The following is a 12,911-nucleotide window of genomic DNA, read 5'->3' as shown; positions in this document are numbered from 1 at the left end:
CAGCGCCACCAGGTGAGACATCCGATCTGTTGCCCACAAAGTTTGGCCTCGCCCCTGGACTTCCGGCCCCGCGCGCCGCTATACATCGGATCATCAAGAAAAGATCCGATGTCTCACGACGGGGGTGTGCATGAGTCCGACCATTACCGAGGTCGACGTGTACGACATCCGCTTTCCGACCTCGGAGCAGCTCGACGGCTCGGACGCCATGAATCCCGACCCCGACTACTCCGCCGCCTACGTCATGCTCCGTACGGACTCGCCCGGCGGCCTGGCGGGCTACGGTCTCTGCTTCACGATCGGGCGCGGCAACGACGTCGTCGCCGCGGCGATCAGGACACTGCGACCCTACGTGGTCGGCCGCTCGGTGGACAGTGTCACGGGTGATCTTGGCGGCTTCTACCGGCTGCTCACCCACGACTCCCAACTGCGCTGGCTCGGCCCGGAGAAGGGCGTGATGCACATGGCCGCCGGGGCGGTGGTCAACGCCGCCTGGGACCTGGCCGCCCGCCGGGCCGGACTGCCGGTCTGGGAACTGCTGGCCGGGATGAGCCCGGAACAGCTCGTGGACATGGTCGACTTCCGCTACCTCAGCGACGCCATGACCCGCGACGAGGCGCTGGAGATCCTCCGCCGCGCCGAGCCGGGCCGCGCCGAGCGCGCCGCGGAACTGCGCCGTCGCGGCTACCCCGCCTACACCACGGAACCCGGCTGGATCGGCTACTCCGACGACAAGTTGACCCGGCTGTCGAAGGAGGCCGTCGCCGCGGGCTTCCAGCAGATCAAGCTCAAGGTCGGCGGCGACCTGGACGACGACCTGCGCCGGATGCGGCTGGCCCGCGACGCGGTCGGCCCCGACATCAGGATCGCGGTCGACGCCAACCAGCGCTGGGACGTCTCCGACGCCGTGGACTGGATGCGGGCGCTGGCGCCCTTCGACCCGTACTGGATCGAGGAGCCGACCAGCCCCGACGACGTCCTCGCGCACGCCGCGATCCGCGCGGGCCAGCCGGTGCCGGTCGCGACCGGCGAACACGTCGCCAATCGCGTGGTGTTCAAGCAGCTCCTCCAGGCCGGCGCTGTGGACTTCGTCCAGATCGACGCGGCCCGCGTCGCCGGGGTCAACGAGAACATCGCGATCCTGCTGCTCGCCGCCAAATTCGGCGTCCCGGTCTGCCCGCACGCCGGCGGCGTGGGCCTGTGCGAACTCGTCCAGCACCTGTCGATGTTCGACTACGTCGCCGTCTCCGGCACCTGGGACAACCGGGTGATCGAGTACGTCCCGCACCTGCACGAACACTTCACCGATCCCGTGGTGATGGACCACGGCCGATACCGCGCCCCTGCCGCGCCCGGCTTCTCCGCCCGTATGGTCCCGGAGTCGCTCGCCGACTACCGCTACCCGGACGGCCCGGTGTGGCAGGCGCGACAGGCCCGACAGGAGCTGACCCGATGAGCACCAGCGCCGATCCGACGCACGCCGCCTCCGCCGCCCAGGACCTCGCGGGCCTCACCGCCCTCGTCACCGGCGGCGCCTCCGGGATCGGCGCCGCCACCGCGGCGCTGCTGACCGCCCGCGGCGCGCGCGTCGCCGTACTCGACCGCGACACCGCGGGCGCGCCGAGCGGCACCGTCCCCGTCACCGCCGACGTCACCTCGGACGAGGACGTACGGGCCGCGGTCGGCGCGGCCGTCGCCGAACTCGGCAGCCTGCACATCGTGGTGAGCAACGCCGGGATCGGCGCCATCGGCACCGTCGAGGACAACCCGGACGACGAGTGGCAGCGCGTGCTGGACATCAACGTCCTGGGCATGATGCGGACCGCCCGCGCCGCCCTGCCGCACCTGCGCGAGGCCGCCGCCGCCCGGCCGGGCAGCGCCTCCATCACCCACACCTGCTCGATCGCCGCGACCGCGGGACTGCCGCAGCGGGCGCTGTACAGCGCGAGCAAGGGCGCGGTGCTCGCCCTCACCCTGGCGATGGCCGCCGACCACGTACGCGAGGGCGTACGGGTCAACTGCGTGAACCCCGGAACCGCCGACACCCCCTGGATCGGCCGCCTCCTCGACCAGGCCGAGGACCCGGCCGCCGAGCGCGCGGCACTCGACGCACGCCAGCCCCTGGGACGGCTGGTGTCCGCCGACGAGGTCGCCGCGGCCATCGTCTACCTGGCGAGTCCCGCCGCGGCGAGCGTGACCGGAACCGCGCTCGCCGTCGACGGCGGAATGCAGGGACTGCGCCTGCGCCCCGCCGGAAGCTGAGCCGCCACCCCGGCTTCCGCGCACGGCAGTTGTCCCCAAGTACGTCAGCTCCTCCGCACCTCAGCTCCTCCGCACCTCAGGCACCGCCCCCGCACCACATCCTCCGCAGAGCCGACACACAATTCGAAGGGCAGGGCTCGACGATGAGACTGCGCAGAACGACCGTGGCCGCCTGTGCCGCACTGCTCGCGGTCACCGCGCTCGCCGGTTGCAACCGGGGAAGCGACAGCAAGGCGGGCAGCTCCGGCAAGGTCGGCATCGACCTGCCGCGCTCCGACAGCGACTTCTGGAACTCGTACAACAGCTACATAGAAAAGGGCGTCAAGGCCGGTGACGTCTCGGCCCTGCCCCGCACCAACTCGCAGAACGACATCGGCAAGCTCGTCGCGAACGTGCAGAGCTTCGCCAACGAGGGCGCCAAGGCGCTCGTGATGGCCCCGCAGGACACCGGCGCCATCGCCTCCACCCTGGAGCAGATGGCCAAGAAGAAGATCCCGGTGATCAGCGTCGACACCCGCCCCGACAAGGGCCCGGTGTACATGGTCGTCCGCGCGGACAACAAGGCGTACGGCACGAAGGCGTGCGAGTACCTGGGCGAACAGCTCAAGGGCAAGGGCAAGATCGCGGAGTTCGAGGGCGACCTGTCCTCGATCAACGGCCGCGACCGCTCGGAGGCGTTCGCCGCCTGCATGAAGAGCAAATTCCCGAACATCAAGGTGATCCCGCTGGTCACCAACTGGGACGGCGCCACCGCCTCGGCCAAGCTGCAGACCACGCTGGCCGCCGACCCGGACCTGAACGGCATCTACATGCAGGCCGGCGGGGTCTTCCTCCAGCCGACCCTCGCGCTGCTCCAGCAGAAGAACCTGCTCAAGCCGCCGGGCACGCCGGGACACATCACGATCATCTCCAACGACGGCATCCCCGAGGAGTTCAAGGCCATCAAGGCCGGGCAGATCGACGCCACCATCTCCCAGCCCGCCGACCTGTACGCGAAGTACGCGCTGTACTACGCCAAGGAGGCACTGGCCGGGAAGACCTTCCAGCCGGGCCCGACCGACCACGACTCCACGATCATCAAGATCCCCAACGGTCTCGAGGACCAGCTCCCCGCCCCGCTGGTCACCAAGGACAACGTGGACGACGCGAGCCTGTGGGCCAACCAGCTCGGGAAGAGCTGACCCATGGCCGAGGCCGTACCGCCCCCCGCGGTCCACGCGGAGGGCATCGTCAAACGGTTCGGGGCCACCGTGGCCCTGGACCGGGTGGGCATCACCGTCGCGGCCGGCGACTCGCACGCGCTCGTCGGCCGCAACGGGGCGGGCAAGTCCACCCTGGTCTCCGTGCTGACCGGGCTGCACGCCCCGGACGCCGGGCGGGTCTCCTTCCTCGGGAAGCCCGCCCCCGCGCCCGGCGACACCGCCGCCTGGCAGTCCAAAGTGGCCTGCGTCTACCAGAAGTCGATGGTCGTCCCCGATCTGACCGTCGCGGAGAATCTGTTCCTGAACAGATTCGGCCACGGCCGGATCCGCTGGTCCGCGCTGCGCGGCCGGGCCCGCGACCTGCTCGCCGAGTACGGGGTCGACGTCGACCCGACCGCGCGCGCCGGTGATCTCACCGTCGAGCAGGGGCAGTTCGTGGAGATCGCGCGGGCCCTGTCCTTCGGCGCGCGCTTCATCATCCTGGACGAGCCCACCGCGCAGCTCGACGCGGCGGGCATCGAGCGGCTCTTCACCAAGCTGCGCGGCCTCCAACAGCAGGGCGTGGCCTTCCTGTTCATCTCGCACCACCTCCAGGAGGTCTACGACCTGTGCAGCACCGTCACGGTCTACCGTGACGCCCGCCATGTCGTGACCGCGCCCGTCGCCGAGTTGAGCAAGGCGGAACTGGTCGAGGCGATGACCGGTGAGGCGGCGCAGGCCGAACTGGCCTGGCACGCACGGGGGTCGGCCGACGAGTCGGCGTCCAAGGCGCTGTCCACCTCGCTGTCGGTGCCGGTCTCCAAGGGCGCCGCGGACACCGGGGACGCCGTCCTGCGCGCCGAAGGGCTCGTGCTCGACGGCGCCTTCGACAGCATCGACTTCGCCGTACGCCCCGGCGAGGTGCTGGGCCTGGCCGGGGCCACCGCCAGCGGCAACACCGCGCTCGGCGAGACCCTGGTCGGGCTGCGCAAGGCCACCGGCGGCCGGACCCTGGTCGCGGGCAAGGCCGTACGCCCCGGCAGCGTCCCGCACGCGCTCGGCGCCGGGATCGGCTACGTACCCGAGGACCGGCACCGGCAGGGCCTGGTGCTCGGCCGCAGCGTCGCGGAGAACGCCACCCTCACCGTGACCGACCAACTCGGCCCGTACGGCACGGTCCTGCCGTCCAGGACCAGGGAATTCGCACAGCGCATGATCAGCTCGCTGGACATCAAGACCTCGGGACCGGCCCAGCCGGTGGCCGACCTGTCCGGCGGCAACCAGCAGAAGGTCGTCATCGCCCGCGCCCTGGCCCGCGACCCGCGCGTGCTGGTGGCCGTCCGGCCCACCGCGGGCGTGGACGTGAAGTCCAAGGACGCGCTGCTCGGCGTGGTCAGAGGCGTCGCGGACCGCGGCGACGCCGCCGTGATCGTCTCCGACGAACTGGACGACCTGCGGGTCTGCGACCGGGTGATCGCGCTCTTCCACGGGCGGGTGATCGCCGAGTTCGGCAGCGGATGGAGCGACCGGGACCTGGTCTCGGCCATGGAAGGGCTGCCCTCGGGCGGCGACGAGGGAGCCGAGGAATGAGTGACACCAGTCAGTTGACCGCCGATGTGGCGGTACCGGACAAGACCCGGCGGCCGGCGCCGCGTATCCAGCTCACCCGCTACCGGGACCTGTCCCTGCTGCCGGTGATCCTGCTGCTGGGCGTCATCGGCTTCATCGTGTCGCCCACCTTCCTGACCTCCGACAACCTCCTCGGCGTCCTCCAACAGTGCAGCGAGCTGAGCCTGTTGGTGCTCGGCGAGGCGATGATCCTGATCTCCGGCCGGATGGACCTGTCGCTGGAGTCCACCATCGGCGTGGCCCCCGTGATCGCCATGTGGCTGGTGATGCCGAGCACCGGCTCCGCCACCTACCACGGCATCGGGCTGCTGCCCGGCTGGTCCTCGATCCCGCTCTGCCTGCTGGTGGGCGTGCTCATCGGCGGCTTCAACGGATTCCTGATCCTGAAACTGCGGGTCAACGGCTTCATCGCCACCCTCGGCATGCTGACCATGCTCCGCGGCCTCCAGGACGGCATATCCCAGGGCAAGTCCATCGTCGAGGTGCCCGCGTCCTTCTCCTACCTCGGCGGCGCGTCCTGGCTCGGCGCCCCGGCCGCGGTCTGGATCTGCCTGGTGCTCTTCGTCCTCGGCGGCCTGGCGCTCGGCTATCTGCGGCACGGCCGGGCGCTCTACGCGATCGGCGGGAACAAGGAGGCGGCCCGCGCGGCCGGTATCCGGGTCGATCTCATCACCTGGGTCGTCCTCGCCGTCGCGGGCCTGCTCGCCGCCTTCGCCGGTGTGCTCTACGTCGGCCACTACGGCGCGATCTCCTCGACCCAGGGCAACGGCTGGATCTTCCAGGTCTTCGCCGCCACCGTGATCGGCGGCGTCAGCCTCAACGGCGGCAAGGGCACCCTCTTCGGCGCCCTGACCGGTGTCGTCGCGCTCCAACTCGTCGTGAACGTCACGACGCTGGGCGGTGTGCCGCCGCTGTGGGACAAGTTCCTCTACGGTGCGATCATCATCGTCGCGCTGATCATCTCCCGCTTCGCGAGCGGCGAGAAGCAGGACTGACCGGATACCCGAGGGAGAGAACGTCACCATGCCCGTACCGGTACTGCCCCGGCTCGGCCTCGGCTGCGCGCCGCTGGGCAACCTCTACCGCGCCGTCACCGAGGAGGAGGCCGAGGCCACCGTGGCCGCCGCCTTCGAGACGGGGGCCGCGGGGCCCGTGTACCTCGACACGGCGCCGCACTACGGTCTCGGCCGGTCCGAGGAACGGCTCGGCCGGGCGCTGGCCGGACGGGACCGCTCCACGTACGTGCTCTCCACCAAGGTCGGCCGCAGGCTGCGCGACCTGCGGCCGGGCGAGGCCCCGGACGGCCAGGGCTTCACCGACTCCCCGGCCCGCGCGCGGGAGTGGGACTACACCGCCGACGGCATCCGCGCCACGCTGGAGGGTTCCCTGGAACGGCTCGGCGTGGACGCCGTCGACATCGTCTATCTGCACGACCCCGAGGACCACCTGCCGGAGATCTACGACACCGGCTTCGCCGCCCTGGCCGACCTGCGCGACCAGGGCGTGGTCAAGGCCATCGGCTTCGGCATGAACTACAGCGACATCCTCGCCCGCCTCGTCGCGGACCTCGATGTCGACGTCGTGCTGTGCGCCGGCCGCTGGACGCTGCTGGAACGCACCGCGCTGGACGACCTGCTGCCGGCCTGCGAACGGCGCGGTACGAAGGTCGTCGTGGGCGGCGTCTACAACTCGGGCCTGCTGGCCGACCCGCGACCCGGCGCACACTACAACTACGTCGAAGCGCCACCGGAGATCCTGGCCCGCGCGCAGCACATCGCCGCCGTCTGCGCCGAGTTCCACGTCCCGCTGCGCGCCGCCGCACTGCGCTACCCCTTCGCGCACCCCTCGGTGGTCTCGGCCGTGGTGGGCGCCGCCAACGCCGCCGAGGTGCGCGACAACGCGGAGCTGTTCTCGTACGACATCCCGGACGCGCTCTGGCACGCTCTGGTCGCCCGCGGGCTGCTGGACAAGGACGCGCCGCTGCCGCTCAGGGCTCCCGCCGAGGGGGCCTGACCCGATGCGGATCGACGCCCACCACCATCTGTGGGACCTCGAAAGGCGCCCCCAGCCGTGGCTGACCGGGGCTGAACTCGACCCCATCGCCCGGACGTTCCGCCTCGCGGAACTCCTTCCGCTGCTGGACGCGCACGGGATCGACGCCACCGTGCTCGTCCAGTCCAGCTCCTCGCTCGACGAGACCCGCGAACTCCTCGCCCTCGCCCGCGACTCCGGCGGCCGGGTCGCCGGGGTCGTTGGCTGGGCCGACCTCACCTCGCCCGAACTCCCCGGCACCCTGGGTGCGTTGGCCGCCCTCGGACCCCTGGTCGGCATACGGCACCAGGTCCAGGACGAGGCCGACCCCGGATGGCTGGCGCGCGCCGACGTCAGGTCCGGCCTCGCCGCCGTCGGCGCCGCGGGGCTCGTCTACGACCTGCTCGTGACCGTCGACCAGCTCCCCGCCGCCATCGACACGGTGCGGGCGCTGCCCGAGGTGCGGTTCGTCCTCGACCACGGCGCCAAGCCGCCGGTCGGCGGCGGAGGCTGGGAGCCGTGGGCCGCCTCCATGACCGAGCTGTCGGCGCTGCCGAACGTCTCGTGCAAGCTCTCCGGGCTCGTCACGGAGGCCGACTGGCACCGGTGGTGCGTCGCCGACGTGCTGCCCTACGCCCGCCGTCTCCTGGCCGCCTTCGGGCCCGACCGGCTCCTCTTCGGCTCCGACTGGCCCGTGTGCACCCTCGCCGCCGATTACTCCTCCGTCGTCGCCCTCGCCGAGGCCGCCCTCTCCCCTCTCACCCCCGCCGCCCGCGACGCCGTCCTCGGCCGCAACGCCGTTCGGCTCTACGCCCTGAACCTGCCCCCGTCGGGCCCCTGAGCCAGTGCAGCGCCTGTTCCCGGGGGCGCGGCCCCGGACGGGTCGTTCGCCGGGGCGGCAGGCCGAGTTCTCGGGGCGGAGAGCGAGGCCCCGCGGAGGGCGAACGCACAGGGCTCGCGCCCTCCCCACCCCGCCCGGAGGGTTAAAGCGTTGAGCGAAGCCACTGCTCCACGCTGGCGACATGCACCGTCGCCCACGAACGGGCAGCCTCGGCGTCGCGGTCGCGCAGGGCGGTGAGAATGGCCCGGTGCTCGTGCAGCGTGCGGCTGACGGCGTCGACCTGGGTGATGCCGCGCCAGACGCGCGCGCGGGTGGTGGGTCCTGACAGGCCGTCGAGCAGCGAGCAGAGCACGGAGTTGCCCGAGCCCTGGACGATGCCGCGGTGGAACTCCAGGTCGGAGGCGACCAGTTCCTCGACGGACGGCTGCGGGCCGAGCGCGTCCAGCTTGCCTTCGAGGGCGTCCAGCTCCTCGACGGAGATGCGGACGGCGGCCATCGCGGTGGCGGCGGGTTCCAGGATGCGGCGGACCGCGAGGAATTCGAGCACGGTGTCGTCGCGGTGGAAGTCCACGACGAAGCTGAGGGCTTCGAGCAGGAGCTGCGGGTCGAGGCTGGTGACGTAGGTGCCGTCGCCCTGGCGGACGTCGAGGATGCGGATCAGGGAGAGGGCGCGGACGGCCTCACGCAGGGAGTTGCGGGACAGCCCCAGCTCGGCCGCGAGTTCGCTCTCCTTGGGGAGCCGGTCGCCCGGACGCAGCGCCCCGGAGACGATCATCTCCTTGATCCTCTCGATGGCCTCGTCGGTGACCGCCATCAGCGCCTCCCCTGTCCAGGTCCCGCCGCCGCCAGACCTCCGATGTATGAGGCCCCATTATGGGCCCGGCGCGCCGGAACGCCTAACAACGGCCGGAACCGGGCACAGCCGCCCCCGTACCGGCCGAACCGCCCCCCCGTACGGGCTCAGCGGCTCGCGTACCGGCTCGGCGGCGCGCCGACCGCCGCGGTGAAGTCACGGGTCAGGTGCGCCTGGTCGGCATAGCCCAGGTCGGCGGCGAGCGCGGCCCAGTCGATGTCGGCGCCGCCGTCCGCGCGGGCCGCGGCCTCGTGCAGCCGGGCCCGGCGCAGCACCCACTTGGGGCTCGCCCCCACGTACTCGGCGAAGAGCCGCTGGAGCCGCCGTACGGGCAGGCCCAGCTCGCGGGCCAGCTCGTCCACCCGGAAGAGCTGCGGGCCGGCGGTGATCCTCCCGCGCTCATCGGCCGGGGGGACACCCCTCTCGATTCTCTCGACCAGGTCCGCCACCTCGGCCACCACCGGGTCCTGCCGGGTGCCGGGCAGCAGCTCCAGCAGATACTCCTCGGCCAGCGCCGTCATCGCCGCCAGGTCGTCCAGTGCCAGGATCTCCCGGCTCAGCGCCTCGACGGCCCCGGCCGGGCCGCCCAGCAGACCGGCCGCGGGCACCGCGCGGTCGGCCAGCTCCGCCACCGGCCCGTCGATGAACGGCCGGAAGGCGCCCGGCCGGAATTTCACCCCGAACACCTGGTCGCGCCCGTGCAGCACACGGCTGAACACCCCCCGCTGCACCCCGTACACCAGTGGCTCAGGGGCCTCGAAGACCAGATGGACATTGGGGTGGGCGAGCACCTTCTGCTCGTGGTCCGGCCGCCCCCGCAGGTCCCAGCGCGGATTCCAGTAGAAGTCGACCAGAGCCGCCAGCGCGGGCCGCGGCTGCTGCCGCCGTACTTCGACGCGCCCGCCCGTCGCCTCCGGCCTCAGCACCCCGCGCCCCAGCCCGTGCCCGCTCATGCCCGTCACTGTAAACGCGGCCACTGACAACGGCGCGGGCACGCGGGAGCACGCGGGAGCACCGGCAACGGCGCGGCCGCGCGACACGGGCCGGGTGTCGCGTTTCTTCAAGACCGCCGTCCCCGGTCGCGCCTAGCGTCGAGGGCATGAACTTCCACGCACAGATCGCCGACAGTGCCGCGGAGGCCGCCCGAGTCGCCGCCGGGATCACCGACGACCAGCTCACCGGCCCCACGCCCTGTCCCGACTACGACACCCGCACCCTGATCAACCACTGGGTCGCGTACACCGGCCTCGGCATGGAGCTGCGCGCCCGCAAGGAGCCGCACCCCGCCGACCTCGGCGAGCGCGACTTCACCGCGGAGCCCGGCTGGGCCGCCGCCTACGCGCGGCAGCTCGACCGGGCCGCGGACGCCTGGGCCGACCCGGCCGCCTGGGAGGGCGAGCTGGACATGGGCGGCATGGCGATGCCCGCGAAGGACATCGCCGGAATGCTCTTCATGGAGCTGCTGCTGCACGGCTGGGACGTCGCCAAGGCCACCGGGCAGGAGTTCAGGGCCGACGAGAAGTCCGGCGCCCTGCTGCTGGCCGTCGTGCGCGAGCAGGCCGAGATGTTCCGGCAGTACAAGGGCTTCGCGGAACCGGTCGCACCGCCCGCCGGTGCCACCGACTTCGAAACCGCTGTCGCCCTGTCCGGCCGCGACCCATACTGGGCGGCATGATCCAGCACGACCTCATCGCCCGGGTACGGGACATGTGCCGCGCCGACGAACGCCTCGGCGCGGCACTGATGTACGGCTCCTTCGCCGCGGGGGAGGGCGACGCCCACAGCGACGTCGAATTCTGGCTCTTCTTCGACCCGGAGCGGCGCGCGGAAGTGGAACCCGAGCAGTGGTGCCGGGAGATCGCCCCGGCCAATCTGGTGCTGCTCAACGAATTCGGCAGCCATGTCGTGCTCTTCCCGGGCCCGGTGCGCGGCGAATTCCACTTCGCGACCACCGACGACATCCCGACGGTCGCCACCTGGCCCGCGCGCGGCGCCGCCGTCGAGCGGATGGTGGTCGTCGACCGCGAAGGGCTGCTGACGCCCGTGCTCGAAGCGGTGCCCGAGCACCCCGTGCTCCCCGCGGCGCCCGACGAGATCGCCGACCTGTGCGGCCGGTTCGCCAACTGGCTGGTGCTCGCGCTGCACGTCACCGCGCGCGGCGAGCACCTGCGCGCGCGGGACGCGCTCTGGCACGCGGCCCGCCATGTGCTGTGGATGGCCCGGCTCGCCGAGGACAGCACCGCGCACTGGCTGACGCCGTCGCGCGCCGCGGAGGCCGAGCTGCCCGCCCGTACGATCGCGGCCGTGGCAGAGGCCAACCCCGTGAGCCTCTGGCACGAGGGCCGCGACCGCTGGCTGACCCTGCTGCCCAGGACCGGCCGCCCCGCCCCGACCGCCCTGTTCGCCGAACTCGACCGCCTGACCGCCGAGACGGCCCAGCCCGCCGGGACGGCCGAGGCCGCCGCGACGGAACCGCCCGCAGGGACGGCGGCCCCCACTTCCTAGTCCCGGCGAAGCACCCGCTCGACCCCTTCCCGCACCTCCGGCGTGTCGAGACCGCGGATGGTCAGCGTCGTCCGCCGCCGCAGCACGTCGTCCGCGTCCTGCGCCCACTCGTGGTCGCGGGCGTAGACGACCTGGGCCCAGATCTCCGGGGCGTCCGGGTGCACGCGCCGGGCCAGCTCCGGGTCCTCGTTGGCCAGCCGCGCGATGTCGAAGGCCAGCGAGCCGTAGTGGGTGGCCAGGTGCCTGGCGGTGTCGGCCGCCATGCGCGGTCCCGGCGCGTCGCCGTCGATCAGCAGCCGGTGGGCGACCGCGTCGGGGCTGGCGAAACCGGGCAGCGGGGCCCGGCGCGGCAGCGACGACATCGGCTCCATGTCGTCGGACAGCGGATGCCCGGGCAGCTCGGCCAGCTTGGTCATCACCGTGCGGCCGATGTGCCGGAAGGTGGTCCACTTGCCGCCCGCCACCGACAGCATCCCGCCGGTCCCCTCGGTGACGACCGTCTCCCGCTTGGCCTTCGAGGTGTCGCCGGGACCGCCGGGCAGCACCCGCAGACCCGCGAAGGAGTACGTGATCAGGTCGCGGGAGAGCTGCTGGTCGCGGACGGAGAAGGCCGCCTCGTCCAGGATCTGCGCGATGTCGGCCTCGGTGACCCGCACATCGGCAGGATCGCCCTCGTACACCTCGTCCGTGGTGCCGAGCAGCAGCATGTCCTCCCAGGGCAGGGCGAAGGTGATGCGGTACTTGTCGATCGGGGTGGCCAGCGCCGCCCGCCACGGCGAGTGCCGCTTGAGCACCAGGTGCGCGCCCTTAGACAGCCGGATCGACGGCGCCGCGGCCGGGTCCTCCATCCGCCGCAGGTGGTCCACCCACGGCCCGGTGGCGTTGAGCACCAGCCGCGCGTCGACCCCGAATTCGGTGCCGTCCACGCGGTCGCGCAGATCGGCGCCCGTGACCCGGCCCCGCGTGAAGCGCAGCCCGGTGACCTCGGCGTGGTTGAGCACGGTCGCGCCCGCGTCTACCGCGGCCCGTACCGTCATCAGCGCCATCCGGGCGTCGTTCATCTGCCCGTCCTCGTAGACGGCGACCGCGCGCAGATTGTCGGTCCGCAGCTCGGGCACGTCCCGCGCGGCCTTGGCCGGGCTGATCACATGGCCGACGCCGTCGCGGAAGGCGGACAGCGCCGAGTACGCGAAGACGCCCGCGCCGAGCTTGGCCGCGCCGTGCGGGCCGCCCTTGTAGACCGGCAGATAGAAGGTGAGGGGGTTGGCCAGGTGCGGCGCGATGTCACGGGAGACCGCGCGCCGCTCCAGGTGGTTCTCCGCCACCAGCTTCACCGCGCCGGTCTGGAGGTAGCGCAGGCCGCCGTGGAGCAGCTTGGAGGAGGCGGAGGAGGTGGCCCCGGCGAAGTCACCGGCGTCCACCATGGCCACCCGCAGCCCCGACTGCGCGGCGTGCCAGGCGGTGGTGATGCCGAGGATGCCACCGCCGATCACCAGCAGGTCGTACGTGGCACGGCCGAGCAGATCCCGGGTCTCGGCCCTGCCGGGGTTGGCGCCTGCGGTCGGATGCGAACCCAGGGCGGGAACGCGCTGCGAGGTGGTCATGGGGT

General features: G+C 72.3%; 12 protein-coding genes. 9 read left to right on the top strand and 3 right to left on the bottom strand.

The features are described 5' to 3' along the window. Positions 1 to 130 precede the first annotated feature (130 nt). The 7 genes from ACFY9V_RS12200 to ACFY9V_RS12170 all read left to right on the top strand — a co-directional run bounded on the left by ACFY9V_RS12200 (position 131) and on the right by ACFY9V_RS12170 (position 7,944). Positions 131 to 1,456: an L-fuconate dehydratase gene (locus ACFY9V_RS12200; RefSeq protein WP_355333059.1), complete on the top strand. Its 1,326-nt coding sequence runs from the start codon at positions 131 to 133 to the stop codon at positions 1,454 to 1,456. Beyond that, a complete protein-coding gene (locus ACFY9V_RS12195; RefSeq protein ID WP_391048258.1) occupies positions 1,453 to 2,262 on the top strand; it encodes an SDR family oxidoreductase in 810 nt (269 codons plus the stop codon). Before ACFY9V_RS12200 ends, ACFY9V_RS12195 begins: the two co-directional genes overlap by 4 nt. A 143-nt stretch (positions 2,263 to 2,405) precedes the next feature. Continuing rightward, the gene (locus tag ACFY9V_RS12190) at positions 2,406 to 3,443 is read left to right on the top strand and encodes a sugar ABC transporter substrate-binding protein (RefSeq protein ID WP_355333054.1); all 1,038 of its coding nucleotides are present in this window, start codon (positions 2,406 to 2,408) and stop codon (positions 3,441 to 3,443) included. Positions 3,444 to 3,446: 3 nt separating this feature from the next. Continuing rightward, positions 3,447 to 5,033: an ATP-binding cassette domain-containing protein gene (locus ACFY9V_RS12185; RefSeq protein ID WP_391161076.1), complete on the top strand. Its 1,587-nt coding sequence runs from the start codon at positions 3,447 to 3,449 to the stop codon at positions 5,031 to 5,033. Further along, positions 5,030 to 6,067, top strand: coding sequence for an ABC transporter permease (locus tag ACFY9V_RS12180; protein ID WP_188282963.1), 1,038 nt, complete (start codon positions 5,030 to 5,032; stop codon positions 6,065 to 6,067). Before ACFY9V_RS12185 ends, ACFY9V_RS12180 begins: the two co-directional genes overlap by 4 nt. A gap of 28 nt (positions 6,068 to 6,095) precedes the next feature. After that, positions 6,096 to 7,085 (top strand): aldo/keto reductase, encoded by a 990-nt coding sequence (locus ACFY9V_RS12175; RefSeq protein WP_391161075.1) that lies wholly within the window; start codon positions 6,096 to 6,098, stop codon positions 7,083 to 7,085. 4 nt (positions 7,086 to 7,089) lie between these two features. Beyond that, complete coding sequence (locus tag ACFY9V_RS12170) at positions 7,090 to 7,944, top strand: amidohydrolase family protein (RefSeq protein ID WP_391161073.1); 855 nt, start codon at positions 7,090 to 7,092, stop codon at positions 7,942 to 7,944. Positions 7,945 to 8,086: 142 nt separating this feature from the next. Here ACFY9V_RS12170 and ACFY9V_RS12165 read toward each other — a convergent pair whose 3' ends face one another. Then, complete coding sequence (locus tag ACFY9V_RS12165) at positions 8,087 to 8,758, bottom strand: FadR/GntR family transcriptional regulator (RefSeq protein WP_355333046.1); 672 nt, start codon at positions 8,756 to 8,758, stop codon at positions 8,087 to 8,089. A 146-nt stretch (positions 8,759 to 8,904) separates the two neighbouring features. After that, positions 8,905 to 9,750, bottom strand: coding sequence for a DUF6597 domain-containing transcriptional factor (locus tag ACFY9V_RS12160; protein ID WP_391161071.1), 846 nt, complete (start codon positions 9,748 to 9,750; stop codon positions 8,905 to 8,907). 146 nt (positions 9,751 to 9,896) lie between these two features. Between ACFY9V_RS12160 and ACFY9V_RS12155 the strand changes: the two genes are divergently transcribed. Further along, positions 9,897 to 10,472 (top strand): TIGR03086 family metal-binding protein, encoded by a 576-nt coding sequence (locus ACFY9V_RS12155; RefSeq protein ID WP_391161069.1) that lies wholly within the window; start codon positions 9,897 to 9,899, stop codon positions 10,470 to 10,472. Beyond that, positions 10,469 to 11,302: a hypothetical protein gene (locus ACFY9V_RS12150; RefSeq protein WP_391161067.1), complete on the top strand. Its 834-nt coding sequence runs from the start codon at positions 10,469 to 10,471 to the stop codon at positions 11,300 to 11,302. Before ACFY9V_RS12155 ends, ACFY9V_RS12150 begins: the two co-directional genes overlap by 4 nt. Here ACFY9V_RS12150 and ACFY9V_RS12145 read toward each other — a convergent pair. Continuing rightward, positions 11,299 to 12,906, bottom strand: coding sequence for a glycerol-3-phosphate dehydrogenase/oxidase (locus ACFY9V_RS12145; RefSeq protein ID WP_355333038.1), 1,608 nt, complete (start codon positions 12,904 to 12,906; stop codon positions 11,299 to 11,301). The genes ACFY9V_RS12150 and ACFY9V_RS12145 overlap by 4 nt on opposite strands. Positions 12,907 to 12,911: the final 5 nt, after the last annotated feature.

The organism is Streptomyces sp. NPDC008317, assembly GCF_042955955.1.
Classification (GTDB): domain Bacteria; phylum Actinomycetota; class Actinomycetes; order Streptomycetales; family Streptomycetaceae; genus Actinacidiphila.
This window is presented reverse-complemented; position numbering and strand designations above follow the sequence as displayed.

Excerpts from the sequence above, each read along its gene's own strand:
- ACFY9V_RS12165 (WP_355333046.1), bottom strand. The coding sequence starts at position 8,758 with ATGGCGGTCACCGACGAGGCCATCGAGAGGATCAAGGAGATGATCGTC.
- ACFY9V_RS12150 (WP_391161067.1), top strand. The coding sequence starts at position 10,469 with ATGATCCAGCACGACCTCATCGCCCGGGTACGGGACATGTGCCGCGCC.
- ACFY9V_RS12180 (WP_188282963.1), top strand. The coding sequence starts at position 5,030 with ATGAGTGACACCAGTCAGTTGACCGCCGATGTGGCGGTACCGGACAAG.
- ACFY9V_RS12170 (WP_391161073.1), top strand. The coding sequence starts at position 7,090 with ATGCGGATCGACGCCCACCACCATCTGTGGGACCTCGAAAGGCGCCCC.
- ACFY9V_RS12155 (WP_391161069.1), top strand. The coding sequence starts at position 9,897 with ATGAACTTCCACGCACAGATCGCCGACAGTGCCGCGGAGGCCGCCCGA.
- ACFY9V_RS12160 (WP_391161071.1), bottom strand. The coding sequence starts at position 9,750 with ATGAGCGGGCACGGGCTGGGGCGCGGGGTGCTGAGGCCGGAGGCGACG.
- ACFY9V_RS12175 (WP_391161075.1), top strand. The coding sequence starts at position 6,096 with ATGCCCGTACCGGTACTGCCCCGGCTCGGCCTCGGCTGCGCGCCGCTG.
- ACFY9V_RS12190 (WP_355333054.1), top strand. The coding sequence starts at position 2,406 with ATGAGACTGCGCAGAACGACCGTGGCCGCCTGTGCCGCACTGCTCGCG.
- ACFY9V_RS12145 (WP_355333038.1), bottom strand. The coding sequence starts at position 12,906 with ATGACCACCTCGCAGCGCGTTCCCGCCCTGGGTTCGCATCCGACCGCA.
- ACFY9V_RS12200 (WP_355333059.1), top strand. The coding sequence starts at position 131 with ATGAGTCCGACCATTACCGAGGTCGACGTGTACGACATCCGCTTTCCG.
- ACFY9V_RS12195 (WP_391048258.1), top strand. The coding sequence starts at position 1,453 with ATGAGCACCAGCGCCGATCCGACGCACGCCGCCTCCGCCGCCCAGGAC.
- ACFY9V_RS12185 (WP_391161076.1), top strand. The coding sequence starts at position 3,447 with ATGGCCGAGGCCGTACCGCCCCCCGCGGTCCACGCGGAGGGCATCGTC.